The sequence below is a fragment of the Anaerotignum lactatifermentans DSM 14214 genome, assembly GCF_900142265.1.
Lineage (GTDB): Bacteria > Bacillota > Clostridia > Lachnospirales > Anaerotignaceae > Anaerotignum > Anaerotignum lactatifermentans.
Window position 1 is genome coordinate 30,945 of the sequence record NZ_FRAH01000007.1, and the last position, 21,745, is coordinate 52,689.

General features: G+C 47.7%; 22 protein-coding genes and 2 pseudogenes. 4 read left to right on the top strand and 20 right to left on the bottom strand.

Translation table 11 applies throughout. The features are described from left to right. Nucleotides 1-5: 5 nt before the first annotated feature. The 20 genes and pseudogenes from BUB35_RS03255 to BUB35_RS19000 form a co-directional block, all read right to left on the bottom strand. A complete protein-coding gene (locus BUB35_RS03255) occupies nucleotides 6-383 on the bottom strand; it encodes a TnpV protein (RefSeq protein WP_021659582.1) in 378 nt (125 codons plus the stop codon). A gap of 97 nt (nucleotides 384-480) precedes the next feature. Continuing rightward, nucleotides 481-1,500 (bottom strand): annotated as a pseudogene (locus BUB35_RS03260) (VirD4-like conjugal transfer protein, CD1115 family); the annotation flags it as partial. A 42-nt stretch (nucleotides 1,501-1,542) separates the two neighbouring features. After that, the gene (locus BUB35_RS03265; protein WP_242949188.1) at nucleotides 1,543-1,722 is read right to left on the bottom strand and encodes a transposon-encoded TnpW family protein; all 180 of its coding nucleotides are present in this window, start codon (nucleotides 1,720-1,722) and stop codon (nucleotides 1,543-1,545) included. A gap of 251 nt (nucleotides 1,723-1,973) precedes the next feature. Then, nucleotides 1,974-3,320, bottom strand: coding sequence for a virulence-associated E family protein (locus tag BUB35_RS03270; RefSeq protein ID WP_072849170.1), 1,347 nt, complete (start codon nucleotides 3,318-3,320; stop codon nucleotides 1,974-1,976). Further along, complete coding sequence (locus BUB35_RS03275; protein ID WP_072849071.1) at nucleotides 3,244-3,882, bottom strand: CHC2 zinc finger domain-containing protein; 639 nt, start codon at nucleotides 3,880-3,882, stop codon at nucleotides 3,244-3,246. Before BUB35_RS03275 ends, BUB35_RS03270 begins: the two co-directional genes overlap by 77 nt. A gap of 56 nt (nucleotides 3,883-3,938) precedes the next feature. Then, nucleotides 3,939-5,525, bottom strand: a complete 1,587-nt coding sequence (gene mobQ, locus BUB35_RS03280; RefSeq protein WP_072849073.1) for a MobQ family relaxase — start codon at nucleotides 5,523-5,525, stop codon at nucleotides 3,939-3,941. A gap of 280 nt (nucleotides 5,526-5,805) precedes the next feature. Then, nucleotides 5,806-6,123, bottom strand: coding sequence for a DUF3847 domain-containing protein (locus BUB35_RS03285; protein ID WP_072849075.1), 318 nt, complete (start codon nucleotides 6,121-6,123; stop codon nucleotides 5,806-5,808). Nucleotides 6,124-6,481: 358 nt separating this feature from the next. Next, on the bottom strand, nucleotides 6,482-7,753 hold the full coding sequence (locus BUB35_RS03295) for a type II restriction enzyme (protein WP_072849079.1): 1,272 nt from the start codon (nucleotides 7,751-7,753) through the stop codon (nucleotides 6,482-6,484). Further along, the gene (locus tag BUB35_RS03300) at nucleotides 7,740-8,582 is read right to left on the bottom strand and encodes a DNA adenine methylase (RefSeq protein ID WP_072849081.1); all 843 of its coding nucleotides are present in this window, start codon (nucleotides 8,580-8,582) and stop codon (nucleotides 7,740-7,742) included. The genes BUB35_RS03295 and BUB35_RS03300 overlap by 14 nt, the downstream gene beginning before the upstream one ends. A 155-nt stretch (nucleotides 8,583-8,737) precedes the next feature. Beyond that, nucleotides 8,738-9,028: a molecular chaperone gene (locus tag BUB35_RS03305; RefSeq protein WP_072849084.1), complete on the bottom strand. Its 291-nt coding sequence runs from the start codon at nucleotides 9,026-9,028 to the stop codon at nucleotides 8,738-8,740. Then, nucleotides 9,006-9,299, bottom strand: coding sequence for a hypothetical protein (locus BUB35_RS03310; protein ID WP_072849086.1), 294 nt, complete (start codon nucleotides 9,297-9,299; stop codon nucleotides 9,006-9,008). Before BUB35_RS03310 ends, BUB35_RS03305 begins: the two co-directional genes overlap by 23 nt. Before the next feature lie 93 nt (nucleotides 9,300-9,392). Beyond that, a complete protein-coding gene (locus BUB35_RS18810) occupies nucleotides 9,393-9,680 on the bottom strand; it encodes a hypothetical protein (protein ID WP_072849088.1) in 288 nt (95 codons plus the stop codon). Nucleotides 9,681-9,682: 2 nt separating this feature from the next. After that, the gene (locus tag BUB35_RS03320) at nucleotides 9,683-9,958 is read right to left on the bottom strand and encodes a DUF6809 family protein (protein WP_072849091.1); all 276 of its coding nucleotides are present in this window, start codon (nucleotides 9,956-9,958) and stop codon (nucleotides 9,683-9,685) included. Nucleotides 9,959-9,972: 14 nt separating this feature from the next. Next, entirely contained in the window at nucleotides 9,973-10,350 is a 378-nt protein-coding gene (locus BUB35_RS03325) for a TnpV protein (RefSeq protein ID WP_072849093.1), read from the bottom strand. Next, entirely contained in the window at nucleotides 10,347-12,752 is a 2,406-nt protein-coding gene (locus tag BUB35_RS03330) for a recombinase family protein (RefSeq protein WP_072849095.1), read from the bottom strand. The genes BUB35_RS03325 and BUB35_RS03330 overlap by 4 nt, the downstream gene beginning before the upstream one ends. A 71-nt stretch (nucleotides 12,753-12,823) precedes the next feature. Continuing rightward, a pseudogene (locus BUB35_RS03335) lies at nucleotides 12,824-13,348 on the bottom strand (type IV secretory system conjugative DNA transfer family protein); the annotation flags it as partial. Next, nucleotides 13,345-13,821 (bottom strand): PcfB family protein, encoded by a 477-nt coding sequence (locus tag BUB35_RS03340; protein ID WP_072849099.1) that lies wholly within the window; start codon nucleotides 13,819-13,821, stop codon nucleotides 13,345-13,347. The pseudogene BUB35_RS03335 and the gene BUB35_RS03340, both read right to left, overlap by 4 nt. 95 nt (nucleotides 13,822-13,916) lie before the next feature. Then, entirely contained in the window at nucleotides 13,917-14,129 is a 213-nt protein-coding gene (locus tag BUB35_RS03345; RefSeq protein ID WP_072849101.1) for a DUF5348 domain-containing protein, read from the bottom strand. A 22-nt stretch (nucleotides 14,130-14,151) separates the two neighbouring features. Beyond that, nucleotides 14,152-15,138: a DUF6017 domain-containing protein gene (locus BUB35_RS03350; protein WP_072849103.1), complete on the bottom strand. Its 987-nt coding sequence runs from the start codon at nucleotides 15,136-15,138 to the stop codon at nucleotides 14,152-14,154. 630 nt (nucleotides 15,139-15,768) lie between these two features. Next, nucleotides 15,769-15,939 carry a hypothetical protein gene (locus BUB35_RS19000; RefSeq protein ID WP_159432856.1) on the bottom strand — a complete coding sequence of 57 codons (171 nt, stop codon included), beginning with the start codon at nucleotides 15,937-15,939 and terminating at the stop codon, nucleotides 15,769-15,771. Nucleotides 15,940-16,092: 153 nt separating this feature from the next. Here BUB35_RS19000 and BUB35_RS03355 point away from each other — a divergent pair, with 153 nt between their 5' ends. The 4 genes from BUB35_RS03355 to BUB35_RS03370 all read left to right on the top strand — a co-directional run bounded on the left by BUB35_RS03355 (nucleotide 16,093) and on the right by BUB35_RS03370 (nucleotide 21,743). After that, nucleotides 16,093-16,440, top strand: a complete 348-nt coding sequence (locus tag BUB35_RS03355; protein WP_072849105.1) for a YhcN/YlaJ family sporulation lipoprotein — start codon at nucleotides 16,093-16,095, stop codon at nucleotides 16,438-16,440. Nucleotides 16,441-16,874: 434 nt separating this feature from the next. Beyond that, the gene (locus tag BUB35_RS03360) at nucleotides 16,875-19,529 is read left to right on the top strand and encodes an S-layer homology domain-containing protein (protein WP_072849107.1); all 2,655 of its coding nucleotides are present in this window, start codon (nucleotides 16,875-16,877) and stop codon (nucleotides 19,527-19,529) included. Between the two features lie 512 nt (nucleotides 19,530-20,041). Beyond that, complete coding sequence (locus BUB35_RS03365; RefSeq protein ID WP_072849109.1) at nucleotides 20,042-20,914, top strand: radical SAM protein; 873 nt, start codon at nucleotides 20,042-20,044, stop codon at nucleotides 20,912-20,914. A gap of 28 nt (nucleotides 20,915-20,942) precedes the next feature. Continuing rightward, nucleotides 20,943-21,743 (top strand): hypothetical protein, encoded by an 801-nt coding sequence (locus tag BUB35_RS03370; RefSeq protein ID WP_072849111.1) that lies wholly within the window; start codon nucleotides 20,943-20,945, stop codon nucleotides 21,741-21,743. Nucleotides 21,744-21,745 lie beyond the last annotated feature (2 nt).

A 21,745-nucleotide genomic window follows, 5' to 3' on the forward strand; every position in this document is an offset into this window, starting at 1 on the left:
CCTCCTTAAACATAAATCATCTCAGACCGGATGATTTCCTCTGCCCGGCTGCGGATGCTGTTCATGGCTCCGACCCAGGCAAGCTGGTCACGGGCTTTCAGTTCCTCGGTGATACCCTCCACAGCCTGCATCTGCGAGATGATACACGCCAGCCGGTCATCGGCCTGCTCGTTCAGATCGGCAAGATACGTCCAGAGTTTTCCCGACAGAAGCAGTTCACTGTACTGGCCGGGACGGTGTTCTTGCAGAAACGCCTTGTGCATCCGCCCCCACCGCCCGATGGGGCGGTTTTCCTCCGGCAGCTTCAGATCGGGGATGTAGTAGTCTCCCACCAGCGTATAGCTGATGCCGTTGTGATGGATTTTCTTTGGTAAATGCTCCATGTTCGACCTCCTGTATTCAGTTTTTTCAGAATCCAGTTGATCGTGTCCCTGTTCATGATAAATTCAAGGCAACTGAACTCTTCACGAACAAGTATGGCACATCTTTGCCGAGCTTTTGAAAGTTTAGACCGTGGGACAGCTCCCGTCCCCGTGTTTCCGAGGTATTGAAGCTGTCAATCGTTTCTTTCCCCAAGATTTCCGATATTTCTTTGAGGGTGGTTTTTTCCTTGCCGCCGAGGAAAAGGGTCGTGTCGCAGTTGCCGACAATGGTATCGGCGTTGTCCTTGTAGATTGCCTTTAGCTGCGATTGGCTTTGCAGAATGATAGAAGCAGAGATTTCCCGGCTTCGTATGGTGGCAATGAGTTTTTCAAACTTTGGGATTTGCCCGATGTTCGCAAACTCGTCTAACAGGCAGCGCACATGAACAGGCAGCCGCCCGCCGTACACATCATCGGCTTTATCGCAAAGAAGATTGAAAAGCTGCGTGTAAAGGATTGATACCACAAAATTAAAGGTGTCGTCGGTGTCGGAAATGATAACGAACAACGCCGTTTTGCGGTCGCCCAGCGTGTCAAGCTCCATTTCGTCGGTTTCCATGAGTTCCCGCAGCTCCCGTATGTCAAAGGGTGCCAATCTCGCGCCACAAGAAATAAGGATTGAGCTGCGTGTTTTCCCCGCGCTTAACAGGAATTTCTTATACTGCCTTACGGCAAAGTGTTCCGGGTCTTTTTCTTCCAGACGCTCAAACATGAGGTCAACCGGGGACTGAAATTCGGGGTCGTCCTCGCGGGCTTCCGACGCATTTATCATTTCAAGCAGCGTCGTAAAATTCTTTTCTGCTTCCGGGGCTTCGTAGTAGATATAGCCGATCAGAGCGCAGTAAAAAAGCCGTTCCGATTTCACCCAAAAATCCTCGCCGGATTTCTCCCCGTCGCCTTTGGTATTTGCGATAATGGTATTTACCAGCTTCAAAATGTCTTTCTCGCTGCGGATATATACAAAGGGGTTGTAACGCATGGATTTCTGAAAATTGATGGTGTTCAGCACTTTTATCTTATACCCGCCGCGCTGCAAGAGCTTCCCGCACTCAATTAAAACGGTGCCTTTCGGGAGTGTTTTGTCAAGATAAATAAAGGGAATATCTCACCGAATTTTGCATCAAAAATTCGATGATTTCACATCGTCCTTCATCAGTCGCTTCATTTTGTCCTCCAGCGTGTCCTTTGCGGTCTGGCTGAAATGAACGCCCACCACATAGGTGGTCTTGCCCAGCTTCATGCTGAATGTTCCTGCCGGAATTGCCTGTCCTGCTTTCGTTTTGGCTGCTGCCTGTTCCATGTGCGACACCTCCTGTAAAAAAGCCCGACAAAGGAAAGGCTGACAACGAAGTCCTGACAACGGACATCAGAAAACCTTAAAACTCTGTCGGGCAGATGCTCTATTTTCTTTTTCTTCTTTTTTTATAAAAGTCGGTTGTCATGGTTGTCAAGGGGGAGAAAATGCCCATCAAATCAGGGGTTTTCAGACTTTCACCCGACAACCAGACCGACAACCGGCTCGACAACAAAACGGCAACCGGCACGGATTTTTTACTTTAGCCACTCTGGGGGAAGTTCCAGCTGCTCCACTTCCTCCGGCGTCAATTCCTGAAAATCTCCACCTCCGTTGTCGGGCTGGATGCGCTCCCAGCCTTTCTGACGCCCATAGGGGCTGCGGAAGTACCGGGGATTAGAAAATGCCCTCCAGCCGGTCACGCTGTTGTTCATAATGTCGTTGATCTCCCGGATTTCCCATTGCTTCGGCTCGTCAAAGCTGTGTCCCAAAGCTTCCTGGAACAACTGCTTGGAGCAGACCATGTTATCTGAACACTTTTCCAGATACTCGATGATCTGCCCGGCTTTGGTGTCCTCCGGCATGAAGTCACGCTGGTGGACTTTCAGATACTCGTTCATTGCCGGGCTGAACCGGAGCTTGAAGTTTCCTCTGCGGTAAATTTCCATTGCTTCTGCCCAGACCTGTATGAGATAGGCTCTTGCTGCCGGTTCATCGTCCAGAATGTGGATTTCTGCCAGCTCTGGATGTACCATGACCGGCACAAAACGGCGGTTGCCGGTGCGGTCAAGGGGCAGAAAATCCAGCGTATTGGAAGTACCGCAGAACACACACTGCCGTTTTCGGTCAGCCGGGTGGGTTTCGTATGGCACTTTATAGGTTTCCTTCTGGCGACTGAGAAAGGATTTGATTTCCTCAATACTCTTGGCATTGGCGGTGGCAATCATCTCCGACATCTCAATCAGCCAGTGTCCCTGCATCTTGCGATACACATTTTCATCGTCCAGTTTTTTCAGGTCATCGGAAAACCAGTCATCCTGAACTGCCAGCAGGCGAAAGAACGAGGACTTTCCGGCTCCCTGACCGCCCACCAGACAGAGCATGATTTCAAATTTACAGCCGGGACGGAACGCCCGTGAGATTGCTCCCAGAAGGAACAGCCGCATGGCTTCACAGGTGTAATCATCGGTATCTGCTCCCAGAAAACGGTGCAGACAATATCGGATGCGCTCTATACCGTCCCACTGCAAGGCGTTGAGAAAATCCCGGACAGGGTGATAGCGGTTTTCGTTGGCAATCACCATCACGGCATCCTGTATCTTTTTCTCGATGGTCAGCCCATAGTTTTCCTCAAAATACAAGAGCAGATATTTGATGTCCACATCGGTCAGGGTCGGGCTGTCCCGATACCAGCCGAGGGGCTTCACAATATCCACTCGTTCAGTCAGCAGATTTTTTCGGATCGCTCCTTTCAGCAGAGGGTCAAGCTGAAACACCCGTTTATAGTTGGCTGCGGCATTGGATACCTTACCTTTCTCGGTCTGTTCCAAGCTGCTTCTGACCTGTTCCACGGTGCAGAGTTCCGGCTGCTGTCCATTCTGCAATTCGCTGCTCAAGTTTCATCACCTCTTTTCCTTGCTGTGCTACAAGCTCCCGGCGTTCTTCCGGCGATCCGTCCAGAAAACTATCCAACAGATACTCTGTGTAGGTTTTTCTTTGCAGGGCTTCCACAAAGAGCGGATGCAGGTCATCCTCCGGCGTTTGCGGGGCATACTGCTGTTCCCATTTCTGGAGAAGGTGGAAGTATTCGCATAAGACCTTGTAGCAGTGCATTTCTTCCTGCCTGTATTTCTGCTCCAGGGTAGGTTCCCTGATATGGGGTTTGACGGTCGGCTTCTGCCCGTTGTCATAGGCAATCCCAAAATCATCAGCCAACTTCATGGCGGCTTCCTTGCTGGGCAGCTGAAACAGCCCGGAAACAAAATCCACTGCATCCCCATCAGCCTGACAGCCAAAGCAGTGAAAACGCCTGTCCAGTTTCATGCTGGGGTTTTTGTCGTTGTGAAAAGGGCAGACCGCCATGCCATTTCTGCTGACAGTGATGCCGTACAGCTCCGCTGCCTGTCTGGTGGTCACATTCTGTTTGACCGCTTCAAATACATTCAAAATTCCACCTCCTGACAAAACAAAAGGCACCCGATTTCTTTTGAAAATCAGATGCCTTACAGTTCCATATTCTGTTTTTTCTCCTGCCGGTGCTGCTCGTCCTTTTTTCTGGATTCCTCTCGATAATCCTGAATCTGTTCGGTGACAGAGTGCTTCGGCTCCAGCTTCTTTTTGACATCTGCCTGTTCCGGGTCAAGTACCTTGCTGACCCAGTAACGGATTTCTTTCAGCGGCTTCAATTCCTCCTGTACTGCCGCCAGCTGTTCGGTATATTCTGCGTGAGAAGTTTGCAGCTGTTCATATTCCACTTGCAGGGCTTCCAGATTAACATTCAGGTCAACACCATGCTTTTTCAAAAAACGGTATGCCTTGTTGTATGCGTCCAGCTCGTCCCGGTGGCTTTCCGCATAAACGGACTGCACAGTTTTCCAGCCGATTCTCACATACTTGTCATGGATAGCTTTATGCTGCTGACAATCGGCAACGGCGTTCTGGATGCCGGTAATCACTTTCATGCGGCTCTCGGCTTTCTTCATGCCGGTGCTGATGCTGCCGGATTTCTGTTTCACTTCCTCCAGCACACTGTCCAGCTGCTCCAGCGTAAAAATCTCATGGTCTTTCAGATAATTGGTGGCGTTGACAAAGGACTGTAAATCTTTCGTTGTACCTTTTTGCTGACCGTATCTTGACCAGTCCCGGCGTTCTGCCTTTCGCAGATTGAGATAATCCCGCAGAAGATTGATAAGGTCGGGGGATGAAGTTTCCGGCTTCTTCTCTGCCAGCAGCTCTTTCCGGGCTTCCAGAATATCGCTGATCCAGTCACGCAGATTCTGAATGGTGCTGCGGATCACGCTCATCATGCGGTTGGCGGCTTTGATGTCCCGGTTCAGATTGCCGATATTGGTCTGGATGCCACGGCGTTCCATCTGGGTGACAGCAGCTCCCATGTGGACGGTGGGGATGATGTCCAGCCCCTGTTTTTCATAGGAACGGAGATCGACACGGACAGGGCTGTTCACCATTTCCAGATAACGGTTCTGCACTGTTTCCCAGCCGGTGCGCCACTCCTGCCCATGATACTGCTCGTTCCAGTCAACAGTGTCCTCCTTATGGCTTTTCCAGTTCCCTGATGGAAGCCGGATACGCTCACCGTTCTCGTCAAGGTCGTAAACCTTTCTGGCTTTGGGAAGCCATTTTCCATGCTCGTCCATTGCCCGCATGGTCAGCATCACATGACAATGGGGATTGTGTCCCGGTGGCTTTGGGTCATGGATGGCAAAATCAACAATCATGCCTTTGGAAACAAAAAACTGGTTGCAGTAGTCCTGCACCATCTGGGGATACAGTTCCTCCGGCACTTCTCTGGGCAGTGCCAGCACAAACCGTCTGGCAAGCTGGGAGTTCCACTGGTTTTCAACGGCTTCCACGGAGTTCCAGAGCTGTTCCCGGTCTGCGTATTCCGGCGGGGCATGGGATGGCAGCATGATTTCCGTGTAGACCACACCTTCCTTTTTCCGGTAGTCTTTGTGCTTCTGGTCATACTCGGAAAACAGATTCTCGCCGCTCTGGTAGGCAGCTCCGGCAACAGCTGACTGCCGTTTACTTCGCTTCGTGATTTTGATTTCAAAATGAGGGTTTGCCACTTCATCATCTCCTTTGGCAAAACAAAAGACCGTCTGCAAAGCTGCAAGCGGTCAGGTCATCGGGTTCTATTCCTGTTGTTCGGAAATTCCTGTCTGACAGGGATTTTCGGACAGCAGGGGGCAAAGGGGTAGCTGGCTTTAGTCAGCGCAGGGGAAGTGCAGCTTCCACTGGATGATTGAAGCAGAGGATTTATCCTGTGCGGGAATCATCAGCTCCCTGCAAGGGGCTTTCGGCAGAACGCAATGCACCACCTTTAGGCGGTGTATAATTGCGCCCTTGTTAAAACAAGGGGTTCTCGCTGCCGTCCGTTGTCAGCGTTTTTCTCCGCTCCTCAATCAGCGTGTCCAGTTTCTTTTGGGCGGCTTCATCGTGAAAGAGGAAGGTCAGCAGCTCCATCACATCGTCATCGGTCAGCAAAGTAGGCTCACGCAGAAACTTCTCCAGCATCCCGGCACGAGTACAAAGCCGGTGGGTTCTCTCGCTCCGTGTCAGGCGTTTTAGCTCATGCTCCAGCTGTTTCTCTCTGTGCTGGGCAGCAATCAGTTTTTTCTCGGCTGCGGTTTTCTGGCGGTTCAGCTTTTCCAGTTTTTCATTCATGTGTATCGTCTCCTTTTGATGATTGAACAAAAAAGACCGCCTATCTTTTACGATAGACGGTCAGAGGAGCAATGTTTCTAACCCTTGCTTATCAAGGTGTCCACTTCTCCTTGATAAGCCAACAAGGTTTAGTAAGATGATCTACAGTCCTTGCACCATGACTGATTTCTAATCTCACCATTCTCCATTTGTCTGAACCCAAATTCGCTTAGCGGTTTTTCTTGTTTGCATTTAGGACAAATACGAGTAGGCTCACTCCCATTATAGCCATGGGATTGAATTTTGGGTCTTTGCGAATTTTGATCATTTGCCATAACAACCACACCTCCTCTCTGGAACAATTTATACCATCGACTATTTAATCATCGATGATACTCAAAATCCAGTTTGTCCAGCCGATAATAGTGGAAGAACGCCTGAAATATGTGCTTTCAGCACCAATATTATACAAATTTGAGTTTTTCATAATTCGCACAATAGTATTTTTGTCAGGCATAACACCATTTTGAAGATGTAGTTTAAGCGTTTCCCGGAAAGGCTTATGTTCCAATATTTGTGAAACTATCGCCAGCTGACGCTCTCGATAAGCCAGATTCATAATACGATGCCCTTTTTCTGAAAGCTGGAACAGAATGTTATTATCCTCATCTCGTCCCTTATCGATAAGCCCTAAATATCTTCCAGCATCGGTATAGTAGTTTGTTTGTCGTACATCAAACGCATATTCCGTTGTAATGCTGTTTCGAGTCATCGGCTTTTCATGCAGCAATTCGATAAGGTTGATGATGCGGGACATACTATCTGCTTGCGGAAAAGAGATCTCTGGCTCTTGAACCTCAGGTACAGTTCCTAACAGATTTTCAATATCGGACAGACAAATCTCCGTTGCAATTACATAGTTTTTTTGTTTTACCAATCTGAGCGAATTGTAATTCTGCGGGTCGTCAAATTGGTATTGATAGAGATTAAAAATTCCGTTAGAAAAAATGAGAAAAACCGGCTTAACTATCTTAGTAACCCTGTTGCTCCAAACACGAAACGGATAATATAACTGGCGTACAAGAAAATCATCTGACAAATCCCTTTTGGCTTCAAATAGGGAAAGATAGTTAATTCCTTCGTATGCAGCATCGATTTCGATCTGGGAATTAGTAACAGACACCGCTCTTGTTCCTGATGCAGAATCGATGTTAAAGTTAAATTCCCCTGAACTCATACGCCCACTAACTGTTGCTACTAATGCTTCATCTTCCAGAAAATCTTCCAAAATTCCACAAGCGTTTGCACAGTTCAACGCAATAGCTTCACTTACGAGGAATTGAGGCATCAAACTTTGGATGTGTGCTGGAATTGAAATTCGCTGAACATCTGTGGACGGTTGCTCAAACTCTTTGTATGCTGAAAATGACGAGATAACATAATCGCCACGAGTAACAGGCAAAATCGCCAATTGATTTTCAGCAAAAATAGTTGGTAGATTGACTTTGTGGTCAAACTTGGTCATCAACCTCGGCTCACGAAATTCCTTAATCTGATTGGCTGAAATAGTAAACTGACCATTTCTTTCAATTTCAGCAAGTATGTGATACTTATCAAAAAGGTTCTCCCAGGCGGTATCATTCAGTCCCATAATTCCTGATAAGCACCTCCTCGATGGCTCCACGCTTGCTTGCATCAGAGTTAATTGCTCGTTTCGCTTTTACTATGGTAATTTCATACTCCCCGTACAGTTCTTTGATAAACTCTGTTGCGGAATTGGAAAGCATAAACTTGACACCACGCCGAGTTAACTCATCGCAACATTGTTTTAGGCGGATCTGTTCATTTCTGTCAAAACCACCTTTGTTGTATCCGGTAAAACTTGCTGTATCAGAAACAGGATCGTAAGGGGGATCAAGATAAACAAAACCTCCTTTTCGTACCCGTTTCAGCGTTTCGGCAAAATCCTCACTATAAAATGTGATGTTGCTTGCACTAAAATATTTGCTAACAGCTCTCAGTATAGGTTCGTTAACGATATTCGGATTTTTATAATGCCCGAATGGGGAATTGAACTCGCCTGATGAATTTACTCTAAATAATCCGTTAAAGCAAGTTTTGTTGAGATATATCAGTCTCGAAGCCCTTTCAACTTTCGACATAGCTTGATATACTTCTTTATCTCTGTCCATATCTCGGATAGCGTAAAAGTATTCAGCAGTATTTTCGTGCTTCTTAAGGGATTCCAGCAAACTTTCAACATCGTCACGAATAACCTCGTAGACTGTTATTAAATCTTGATTCAAATCATTTACGATTGCCCTTGTAGGCTGGATTGAAAAAAGTACTGCTCCACCACCTAAAAAAGGTTCACAATATGATGTTATCCGCTTAGGAAGTAAAGGGGTAATTTCGTCCAAAAGCTGACGCTTACCTCCAACCCATTTTACTACTGGGGCAACCAGTTTGTTTTTTGCCATAGCCTACACCTCCTTCGCAGATCAATTCATATTATTATACCATAGAAACCAATGTCTATCAACCGCTTTTTAGATGATAAACGCTTTGTATGTATCGGTCAGAACATCGGATGCAAACCCGACATTCTGACCGCAAATCAACCCTTATCGCTACATTACTTTGTCTTGCTGCTGAAACCATTTTCCCGGGCGTACTGGCTGGCTTTCTGCCTGCGTTCCTCGCTGTACGGCGGCTGCAAGCGGATGGACAGCCGGGACTTGTCGATCAGGTAGGACACACCGCCCAGATGCTCCGGCTTTTCCAGCTGGCACAGGTCGGGATACTTTTTACTGAACGCTGCCAGCCGCTTTTTCAGTCCGGCATTGTAGGTGTAGATGCTGGCAGTGCTTTCTCCCTCGTTGAACAGGATGATGGTTTCTTTCTCAATCTTCGTCAATCTCGTCATTGTCAACCTCCATACTGCCGCCCACGATACGATTCAAAATAGCCTTGTGCCGGTAATAGGCTTCCATCTCCAGCTTCATATTGTAGAAGAAGCAGCGATACCACTTTTCTACGCCCTCGCTGTCCAACTTGTCAGCCAGAACTTCCACGGCTTTCCTTCCGGCAGGGTCGGGAATCAGGTCTGCCACCTGATACAGACGATCCACCGTTGCTTCACGGTTGGGGCAGCCAAAGACAAACAGGATTTTCTTTTCACCAATGCTCATTTTCATAAAATAGTCCTCCTTGAAGTTGATAAAAATAAAAGCGGCAGATAGTTCCCATAGGAATACCTGTCGCTTTGTGAACGATATGAAATTGTCGGGTCAGGACTTGATAAAATCACGCAGTCCGTAGTTTATATCTACAATTCTTTCAATTAGCCATTCCGCTATCTGGGGGATGATGAAGATTGCAAAGCTGACTGCCAGCATTTTCAATGCTTCCATACCGGTACACACACCGAACAGCAGCCCTGCAAGCGTAATCATAAAGATAATTCCTGCCAGCAGGTCAAACAGAATAGCAGAAAAGGAAGTCAGAAAGATTGCCACCCATTGAATTAGGGTCACAACTGCTACCAGCGGCAACGCCAACAGCTTTAACAGAAACATGGCTATTTCTCCCCATTGACCTGTTCATAGGCTTCGTGCTGAACAATCAGCCCAGCGGAAAAGCCGTATTTGAAGTGGCTTTCGCTTTCTTCACATTGAGCGATTGCTGTCTGCGCCCGAAGTTCCTTCACCAGCTCATAGTCCTCTTTGCTGAGCCGCTGGGACAGCTGCTCCATCAGTTTCTCACAGGCTTTGACCGCCTTGCGGTATACTTCCGATGTGGGGACAACCGTTTCACATGGATAAAACCTCCCACTGTACATTTCTTTCAAAATCATAACACCACCTCCCTTCAACAGTAGATTAACTCTGCCTTGATGATTTCCTCAGCCCGGCTGCGGATGGAGTTCATGGACTGCACCCACAAAATCTGGTTTTCAGCTTTCATGGCTTCGGTCACACCCTCGGCTTCTGCCATCTGGCGGATAATCAGGTGCAGCCTGTCAGCTGCCTGTTCGTTCAAATCGGCAAGGACAGTGTGGAGCTTGCCGGACAAAAGCAGGTCACTGTAAACCATCGGGCGAAACTGTTTCAGATAGGACTGGTGCAGCCGTCCCCAGTGACCAATGGGGCGGCGTTCCTCCGGCAGCTTCAAATCCGGCACATAGTAATCGCCCACCAGCACATAGTCCATGCCGTTTTCGTGGATTCTCGGTTTTAACTCTTTCATGCGGATATTTCCTCCTTACTTTGGTTCTTTTTATGATAATCCTCCCTGCGTTTGGCAAGGTAGGCTTCATAACGCCTGATTGCATCGGGATCACCGGCTTCTGCCGCCGCTTTCATTTTCTGACGGGATTTTGTGGTTGCTTCGCTCTGGTATTTCCGCTTTTCAGCCAACTGTCGGGCAGCTTCCGGGTCAGTCCTGGCAAGCTCGACCAGTGCATCGTGTTCAGCCTTGCGTTTGGCTGTCCGTGTGCGGGTATATTCAGCCTTACGCTCTGCCATCATAGCCGCATACTCCGGGTCTGACGCTATCCGGGCTTCTTCACGCTCCTTTTTGCGCTGCCGGGCTTCGGCTTCTTTGGCTTTCATTGCCGCCCATTGCTCGGCTGCTTCCGGGTCAGTTTTAGCTTTTTCTCTCAGCTCAGCTCGTGACAGCTTCTTTTTCCGGGTGGCTCGTTCCATACGCTTACGCTCGGTTTCCAGCAGCCTTTCCTGACGCATACGCTCTTTTTCATCCAGCTGCCGGAGATATTCCGGGTCAGCTTCTCGGGCTTCCCGAACCTTCTGGCGGTACTTCTGGTTTCGCTCCCGCAGTTTGCTCAAATGCTGTTCATACTGGGCAATCGCTTCCGGATCACCGGCTTCTGCTGCCAGCCGCAGAGCTTCTATTTTCTGTTTCCTGCGTTCGTTGGCTCGTCTGCCTTTTTCCTGCTTCTTCCGTTTTTGCTCCGCATCTATGGCGGCAATGCGTTCTTCCTCGGACACGGTTTCAACAGGCGGGTAGTAGCTGCCGATGAAATTAAAGTGGATGTCAATGTTCTGCTGGCGGTAGATGGTGCGCCCACCAGTTGCTTCATGAACTTCCACCCGGTCGATAAAAGAGTAGAGCATGGCATCGGTCAATTCTGTGCAGTCACGGTATTTTCTGACCAGTGCCAGAAAACGCTCCGTGTCCGCTTTCTTTACGGTTTCCTGCTGAATCTGGCTTTCCAGCTCCTGTATCCGCCGTTCCAGAAGGATTTGTTCTTCATCGTACTGCTGGATCATGCGCTGCGCCTGTCGTTCCGGCAGTACACCTTTCACGGAGCTTTCGTACAGGTTTTGAATCATGGTATCCAGCTCTGCCATGCGCTTTCTGGCTTCTTCCAGTTCCCGCTGTCCGCTGTCTGTGTTCTTGCTCTGGTTTTCATTCCAGATGCTTTTGAGCTGGGCAACAAACTCGGCTTCATTTTCAAGGGCATATTTGCTGACCGCTTGAATTGCCTGTAAAATCACCGCTTCCAGAACCGATGTTTTGACAAAATGGGATACACATTGACCGGCAGTATTCCGATAATTTCCACACTGAAAAGCTGAGTCTGAATCAAACCGTTTTCCGCTTTTCACCCTGTCCGGGCTGCAAAAATTCATCCTTGCGCCGCAGTCTGCACAGTAAATCAAGCCGGACAGACGGTGGGTATAGGTTCCGTTGGCTGCTTTCGGACGCTTCTGCAACCGCAGTTTATGGGCAATATCCCATGTGTCCTGTTCAATGATGGCTTCATGGGTATCGGGGAAAATCATCAGTTCATCGGCTGTGGCGGCTCTGCGCTGCTTCGTTTTGAAATTCTCGCAGATGGATTTGCCCAGCACCGTATGTCCCAGATATTCCTGCCTGTCCAGAATGTACCCTACGGTGGTTGCGCTCCAGCGGTAGGGGTCTGCAACCTCGCTATGTCTGCAATTTTCAGGAAAATACTTGGCGGCATGAGCAGACGGTATCAGTATCTTTTCCGCTGACAGCATTTCGGCAATGGCAGTCACTCCAATACCCTGACAAGCCAAACGAAAGATTTTCCTGACAACCTCGGCAGCCGGTTCATCCACGAGCAGCAGCTGCTTGTCCTCTTTGGTGCGCTTGTAACCATAGGGGATAGAGCCGCTGCACCTCATGCCGTTTTTCATCCGGGCTTTGAATACCGCCTTGATTTTGTTGCTGGTATCTTTCGCATACCACTCGTTCATGATGTTCAAAAACGGGGTCAAGTCATTGTCTGAGGGGTTTGCGCTATCCACGCTGTTGTTGATGGCGATAAACCGGATGCCCTTTTTCGGGAAAACGACCTCGGTATAGTAGCCGACTTGCAGGTAGTTTCTGCCAAAACGACTTAAATCCTTTACGATCAGGACAGCCACATGACCTGCTTCAATTTCTTCCAGAAGGGCGTTAAAGCCGGGACGATTGAAGTTCGTGCCGCTGTACCCATCGTCCGAAAAATGCCGGATATTTCTCATGCCATGCTGACGGGCATATTCTTCAAGGTACATTTTCTGGTTCTGGATACTGTTGGATTCTCCGACTTGTTCATCATCTCTGGACAGTCGCTCATACAATGCTGTGATTTTAATTTCTTCTTTTTTTGCCACGGTTTTAACCTCCCTTCCTTATGTACTTTTATCTCGTGTGACGCACCCTTTCTCTATCCTCTCCAAGTATAGCCCTTCGGGTCGGTTACAACATAGCTGCTGTGCATTTGCATAAGGTTTGGTTTGACGAAAAATCTCGTCTTGCCGCTACCCGAACCGCCGACTACAAGGATATTTTTATTCCTTGCGTATTTCGGCTGCTTCGGGCGGCTGTTCATCGTCAGCCGTTCCGTCTGTGTGAGCAGCACATTGTTTTGAAAATCCGGGTCAATGTATGGCTTAATGTCCTCGGCTTTTCCCCATCGGGCAGAACCGTACTCCATGCCCTTGCGGTATTTCTTCGCATTCTTGCCTTTCACATAAACGACAAGCCGGATAATTGCCGCGCCTGCAATCCCGATCAACAGGTCAATGGGGTGTAAGCTCGGCAGCGCGTTTGAAAAAGCGGCGGCAAATCCGTCCCCGATAGACAGGAGCTTTGCGCTCATATCTGCACCGGGGGCAAGCCGCGCCGCCTGTCCGACTTTATCAAAGAGATATACAAAGATCAGATACGGGGCGTTGAGAATAAGCAGTTTTTTGATTTCCGGCTTCATAACTCAATCCCCCTGTCTTTGTGTTTTGTCTTTTGACGGTTTGCGTTAAGCTGCTTCGCTGCTTCCCGGAACGCCGCCAACGCTTTACGGATAGAGGGCTTTTGCTCCCGTGAGAGCTTCTTTGCGGAAAACTCCCGAAACGCTTCTGTCATAACGTCAATATCCTTGCCGCGAAAGGAAACAAGGTAAGTAGGCGGTTTCCCGTTTTCTATCCGCTTGACGTTGTAATCAAGCCCGTTTTTCTTTGCGATAGGGTCAAAGGCTTTAATATTTGCGTCTGTGATTTCGATATTCGTTACCTTTTCGCCCGGTTTCATAAGCTGCCGCATAGTGATTTTTCCATGCGGGGCTTTGGAAAGTTGCTGTTTGCCTTTGTCTAAAACCGCTTTCATAGCTTTTTGCAGCACTTCGGCGGTCAGCTTTGAGGTCTTAATGGATAAAGCAACTACTTTTTCGTTTACTTCATCTTGCATTTACCGTCCTCCTTTCCCGGTAATCGTAAAAATGTTAGGGTGGTACGCCGCTTCTGGGCATAAAAACAGGGCGTCCGTTCTTCACGTCGCCCCGCTTAAATCCGCACCCGCAGCCCGTTCAAATCTTCGGCGCGAATACCCACAAGATACCAGTTGTCCCCGTACTCCATGCGGGTAGGTTTCCACTTGCCGCCCGTGAATACTTCCAAGCAGTCGCCGCAATGCAAGCCGCCGTAGTAATCGGCAAGGTCAAAGCGAATGTCGTAACGGTCAGTCAGTTCATCGAAAATCAAAGCTCCCTGTTTCATATAATCGTCCTCCTTTTAGTTTTTACAGGCTTTCGTTTTCGTTGCAGGAATAATAATCGGGGTCGCCAAACTTCGGTTTTCTCGGTGCAAGTGCGCCGCTTGCCATATCGTGAGCGACAAGGGAAGTGTAATAGTTGTCGATGGTAGACGGGGCATTGAATAGCACCGCCCGTAAATACTGCTTGATATTGCGGATTTTCGTTGTGTTCTTCTGCATACAGTCAAGGACAAAGCGGATATGTTCGCTGTCCAGCTTCATAAACTTTGCTTTTACAAGCTCGGCGGGATAATCGTCCCCGGCAATACGGATTGTTTTTCTTCGGGTGCAGACCGTTTCAAGAATGAGGTCAACGATTTCATCTAACCTGTCACAATCATAGGGCATATCCTGTTTGAGAAGATCATAGCTGATATTCTCTTTGATGATTTCCTCGTAAATCTCAAATGCGCTCTGCATTTCCGTTTCCTTTCGCTTCCTTTCCTGCGGCTCTGCCGCGTCGTCCTCAAAAGGAGAGGGGTTAGGGGAAAGGATAGGAATGGAATGGGTAATTGATAAATCCGTATTTGATTTATCTTTTTTTGGTAAGTCAGTTCTTTGTATATCTTTATTTAATTGCATTGGATTTTCCGTCGTCGGATTATCCGTTGTCGGATTTTCCAATATCGGGTTATCCGTAGTTGGATTTTCCAACATCGGGTTTTCCAATAACGGGGGCTGTGGCTGCTCATAGATGGTGTACTCAATCGCTGCCATTTTGCCCTTTGCGTCGCGCCCCTGCCGCCTTGTGATATATCCGGCTTTTTCCAGCTCCCATACGGCGGTGCGGATCGCGTCGATACTTTCCCGGTTGATATGGGACAGCCCTGCAAGGGTGTAGTCCCAATCTTCCGGCAGGGATAACATCTGCGACAAAAGCCCTTTCGCTTTTAGGGAAAGTTCCTTGTTGCGTAGATGGTGGTTGCTCATTACGGTGTAGCCCTTATTGCGTTCCACTCGGAAAACTGCCATAGATTCATCACTCCTTTACTGTGGATTTGTTACGCAGTAGAACGACGATTTTAAGGGGAAAGGTATCTTTCCTTTGCCTTGCTCGTTTTGCACTCTGGAAGCCGCGTAAATCAAGGCGTTTTTCGCCCCTATTGCGTAACATGAGGGCATGAAAAAAGCGGCGTTCCTTTTCTCCCGGCAAGGGATTTGAGAAACGCCGCTCATGCGGTTGCAATAACGTATCTTCAATTTTCGTGTTGGGTTAAAATGCCATTTGGGGAGCAACCGTAGAAACCGTAAAACGTAGCAACTGCTGATTCAATGTGCGTTGGACTCTGATTTCGATTACTCAATCTACGCCCATTTCTACGCCCAAATTGCATTAAAGTATATGAAATTATGTGCTTCTTTATAGAGTTGCGATTTTGAGAAATGCAGTAACCATGCGGGTTTGCGGGGTTACATGGAGATATAAAGAGATATGAAAATAGGCTGCTGAATTACGATACCCAGTTTCATTTCATTTCTTCCTTTCCAAACGGTTTGCGTGTTCACTGTTAAACATTATAGCCAAAAGCGGTGAAAATGGCAAGGAATACCTTGCTTTGGGCGGAAAAATGCCCTTTTGACAGGGTCAAAAGGGCATGGGGTTCATTTTTTTCTGCCTTTGAACAGGATCATCAGAAACAGCAGAGCGCCAAGGGCTGCTGTGAGGATGGCATATCCTCTGGCTTCTTCTCTGGTTACATACATGCCTTCTGCCGGTGTTTCTTCCAGCTGGCGCATGGCTACACGGTAATGTCTTCTGTGTTCTCTTTCCATAAAAATCCCTCCTTGCGGATGTATCGGCTTTTTTCTTTATTGTAGCACAAAAGTGCGGTGGTATACAGTTTTTTTGCGGAAAAAACAGCTGGATTTTCCATGGAGCGAAAGCAGTTTTCTGGGGTATGTTAAAAGAGAAATGGGGGTGGAAATTTGAAAAAATATGTTGTTTTTCTGCTCTGTTTCCTCCTTTGCGGCTGTGCAGGGCAGCAGACAGCCACCAGTCTGGCGGCAGTGACGGAAAATCCCAAAGAACGTGCCCAGCAGATACAAAAAGCCCTGATGGAAGTTCCCGGTGTCACCGACAGTGCCGTGGTGGTGGCAGGGCATACAGCCATCATTGGTCTGCGAACGAAGGAGACTGGAACGGCTTTGGGGCGGCTCATACAGGAGGCAGAAACAGCGGCCAGAGGCGCTGACAAGCATTTGCAGATGGTTTCTGTGACGGCAAATGAAGCCATTGTAGAGCGCATGGAGCAGACAGCTCAGGAAGGGGCATAGGAAAAGGGGGAACTTCCAGCCCCCTTTTTAGGGTGTCGAAAAAGTCGACACCCTTCGTCAAAATCAGGATTTTGACGAGGTTACTGTAGGTATAAACAGCACATTCCATCGGCATAAAAATGCCTTGGAACGTGCTGTTTTCCTCGTCGGAAGTCAATTCCGACTGCGGATTGCATTTGGGACACGCTTCGTTTCCCAAACCCTTCCGTGGTTCTACAAAAGTGTAAAATCTGGTTTTTTGCCAGTCTGAAGGGGGAACTTTCCGTCCCCTTTTTTCGTATGATACTACAGGGGACATTTCCAGAAATTGCAATGAAATCTTAAAGAAGCGGGTCTATGCAATCATCGGAAAATATGGTAAACTAAACCATAAGATACCATTGGAGTACCATAATTTTGACAAAATATACAATCCCAAAGGAGGTACATACAACATGAAACGCAAAATGGCAATGGCGCTGGCTGCTGTTCTGGTGGCAGGCAGTCTGCCCGTGACAGCATCCGCTGCCACATTTACCGATATCAACGAAGTGTCCTGGGCATCTTCCACCATCCAGGCTGTATCCGACAAAGGTCTCATCAACGGCTATGAGGACGGCACTTTCCGTGCGAAAAACAACGTCACTTACAGCGAAGCTATGGTGATGGTATACAACCTCATGAGCAAAACAGGCAATCTGAAAGCAAGTGCTACCAATACTTTGTCTATCTATCAGTCTGTGCTGAACACTTACAAGATTCCTACATGGAGTCAGTCCACAGTGGCTTATGGTCTGTCTGCGCAGATTTTGATGGCAGCTGATCTGCCCAAGTTCACCACCAACGGTGTTTCCAATCCTGCAACCCGTCAGGATGTGGCTGTGATGTTTGGTCGTGCATTGTCTGAAAAATACGACATTTACGCTGGTACTGGCGTGAATTACAACGACGTATGGCGTATTTCCGACGAAGCCATGCCTTATGTGGATCTGCTGACCAGACTGGGCATTGTGACAGGTGACGACAGCGGCAACTTCAATCCTACAGCAAACATCACCCGTGCGGAAATGGCAGTGATGATGAACAAGACCTATGACCTGCTGTCCAACGAACTGGCAAACACAGGTGAAATCACAGAAATCGTCAACCATGACGGCGATTATTACGATGTCGATGTAAAGATGGACAACGGCGAACGGAACAGACTGACTCTTTCCGATGATAATATCAGTGTTTACAACAAAGATGGCAGCAGAGAACTGCCCATCAGCAGCCTGACCAAAGGCGACAGAGTCAGCCTGGTATTCGACGGTCTGGTAATCACAAAGATTTATCTGCTGGATGAAGAAGCGTCCGCTCAGGAAAAATATGACGCGGTTGGGTATATTTACTCCCTGAAAGATGGCTATCTGAATCTGGAAAGTGAAAACACAGGCGAAACCACAAAATATAAGATTAACACCAACTGCACATACTATCTGGACGGCAAAAAGACCACAGAAAGTGCCATCAAAGATGTCATTGACGATAATTCTGACAAGTACGTATATGCCGGACTGTACACAGAAACAAAGAATGAAAAAGTAGATGGTAAACGTCAGGATGTACTGTATGCAAATGCTGTTTATGTAACAGTGAAGGATGAATACACCCAGACAGGGGAAGTGACAGACTTCACCAGCACCACCGTATCCTACAAAGCTTCCGGCAGCAATGCTAGAAAGAGTGCAGACTTCGCATCTGATTGCGAATTCTACATCGGCGATAAGAAATCTTCTGCCAAAGATCTGGAAGAAATGGCAGAAAGCGGCACTGTTTATGTAAAAGTAACTGTAAACAGCAAGGGCAAAGCAACAAAAGTTGTGATGACAGAAGATAAATTTACAGACAATACTGCTTCTTCCACTTACACAGTGAAAGGCTTCAACAAAGACCGCATCATCGTTTCCAGAGGCGGTACATCCACCACTTATGAATTTGGCTCCACCAGTGACATTACTTTCTATATCTGGGAAGGCAAGTGGAATGAAGTTTCCTTCAAAGGTGCGGAATCCTTCTATGATGGCGACGATGATGAAGACGATTACGACACCATGTATGCCCGCATGAATTTCGATAAATCCGGCAAGATCACTGCGATCTATATGGCAAAAGACGGTGACAGAGAAAATGCTTTTGGTGAAGCGGAAGAAACCGAAAGAAAAGGCACTGTGGAATATATCAAAGATGGCAAGCTGAAATTCAAGACTTCTTCCACAGAATATACGCTGCAAAGTAAATATGATGAAGATTCTTTGGAAATTGGCGGTGCACCGACAAGTTCTTTGACCGTATTGACCCGTATGGCAAACTGTGACGATGTAACACTGTATGCGGAAATCAAAGCAGACGGTAATAACAAGATTACAGATATCGAAGCCAGACTGACCGCTGCCGAAGGTAAAATGATTGAATACAACGGCAAAGATACCAGTGACAGCGACAAGAAAAATACACTGACATTGGAAACATCCGATGGTTCTCAGTTCAAACTGAAAACAGTAAGCAATCCTAAGACAGACAGTGATGATTACGATGCAGAAGATCTGCAAACAACAGGTTACCGCGGTTCTTCCGTAGAACTGGAATTCAACAACGATGGTGAAATTTCCAAGATCATCGTAACAGACAGCAGCTACAACAGCGGTACAAAACGCGTGAAAGGCACAGCTTCTTTGGATGGCAGCAAGATCAAGATCGATGGCAAATCCTACAGCTGGGATTCCAAGACTTATATCACCAGCAGCAGCTTCACTTACAGCACAAAAGATATGTTCGAAAGAATGCTGCAGGATAAAGACATTGAAGTTTATGTAGAAGCAACCATCAGTGACAGCAATAAAGTGGAACGCATCAATGCCAGAGTAGAATCCGCAGAAGGTGAATTTGTGGAATACGACAGCGGCAGCGTTGTCATTGAAACCGACAGCAGAAAATGGTCCTTCAACACTGTTTCCAAGAACACATTGCTGAAGAACTGCGGTCTGGACGACGAAAAAGATTTTGAAAAGAAAGAAGGCAAGAACGTTACATTGGAATTCAACAGTGACGGTCTGGTAGAAGAATTTTAAGAAACAATAGAAAGCAGCGTCACGCTTAGGGGCTGCTTCACAGGAACATAAAGAAAGCCGAAGTCCTTGTTATGGAAAGGATTTCGGCTTTCTTCTGTGTTTCCCCTGAAAAAATCAGGAAAAATGGAAAAGGGAACAGCCGAAGCTGCTCCCCTTTCGATTATCCTAGGATAATCGCTTAATAAGGTTTTCGATGCCGCGCCCTTTCATGCAGAAGGAATGGGGGTGCCGCAGAGCGGCTTCCACATAATCAGACGGATTCCAAATCAGTCAGGATTTTTGCAAAATGCACACAAAAAAACAGCCGCAGATGCTGCCTCCCCGTATGCAAAGGCGCCGTCCTCCCGCCTGCTTCAGAAACAAAAACCGTATTAACGAAAAAGTTCATGCCCTATTATAGACAAAAATCGACGCATTGTCAAATGGAAGAAATGGGTATTGATAAAATCCCCGTTTTGCCTGTATAATAAAATGATATGAACGACGATAACACAGAATAGGAGAGATGTTTGATGCGATATGAAGGAACCGTTTACAGACCGCCCAGTGAGGCGGGTAGCCTGATCATTCAGCTGACCATTGGCTGTGCCAGAAACACCTGCACATTCTGCAATATGTATAAGGATAAGAAATTCCGTATCCGTCCTCTGGAAGAAGTGGCGGAAGATTTGGAAATGGCTAGAAAATACTACAGCCATATCAAAGTGCGCCGTATCTTTTTGGCAGACGGCGACGCTCTGATTGTAAAAACAAAGGATCTGCTGTATATCTTGGACAAATGCCATGAATACTTCCCCGAAGTGGAACGCATTTCCGTTTACGGCGCCCCCAAAGACATTCTGGGCAAAACACCGGAAGAACTGAAACAGCTCAAAGACGCTGGTCTGGACATGGTTTACATGGGTCTGGAAAGCGGCGATGACGAAGTGCTGAAAGAAGTGAAAAAAGGCGTCACTTCCGAAGAAATGATTGCTGCCGGCATCAAAGTCAGAGAAGCTGGCATGATTCTGTCCATGACAATCATTTCCGGTCTGGGCGGCAAAAAACGCTGGAGAGAACACGCACTGAACAGCGCCCGTGTCATTTCTGCCATCAAACCGGAATATGTGGGCTTTTTGACACTGATGGTAGAACCCGGAACAGAGCTGTATGACCAGTACAACAGAGGCGAAGTGGAACTCTTAGACCCTCACGAAGTATTGGACGAAACAGAACTGTTCATCCGCAGTGTAGACGCGGAAGGCACCATGTTCCGTGCTAACCACGCATCCAACTATATTGCTTTGGGCGGAACCCTCAACGGCGAACGGGATAAAATTCTGGCGCAGATTGAAGAAAGCCGCAGAAGAAGCAAATTCCGCCCGGATATTTTCCGCGGTATTTAAAGAGTAAGGTTGTAAGGGGTCTTTTGTAATGGAATGGCTGGGTTTTGCCACACTCATAACTGCATATGGCTGCATCTTCACGGCAGTGGTGACGGGGCGGAAAGGCTGGGTTTTGCTCATAGGCTGGCTCATTCCCATATTGGCCCTGACCATCACTTATGAACCGGGTATGCAGATCAACGGGCTCATGGTACTGATCTGCTTCGTCATGTTCCTCATTTGCAGGCTGGGCATGGTGGATGTGAAAATGTGGAACATCCGCCAGCGGAAAAAGCATAACATACTGTTTGGCATTTTGTATATCGGTGTGTTTATCCTACTGTTTTACTCCGTTGCCCAAGCCCAGATTCAGGGATATATGCTGAATCTTCAGGGCTGGGGCAGTCAGAAACTGCCCATCTGGCGCATGGCGCTCAGTACACTGCCGCTGCTCTGGCTCAATGTGATTTATACCCGTATGGTGTATACTGCCATTGACCGTCTGAGAAGAAAACGACAGGAATTGAAACTGCTGTCCTGCCGGTGCTTCATCGCCAATGAACAGGGCACGGAAAAAGGGCTGAACCAAGGATACTTTTTGGAAGGCATCCAAAACGGTGTCACCTATCACTTCCGTCTGACCCGTCGGTCTTATCTGATGCTGCGAAAGGAAACGAAGCTTCGTCTGCAAACGGAAACGGGGCTTTTCGGCGGCATTTATGTGACGGACATCGGACACCCGGAATGGCTGAAACGCGCCAGACGTGTGGAACGGCGGGATGCCAAAATCGGTATGGCAGTATTTGTAGTTGTGATGATTTTCAGTATCTGGTTATACTGGATTCGATAATA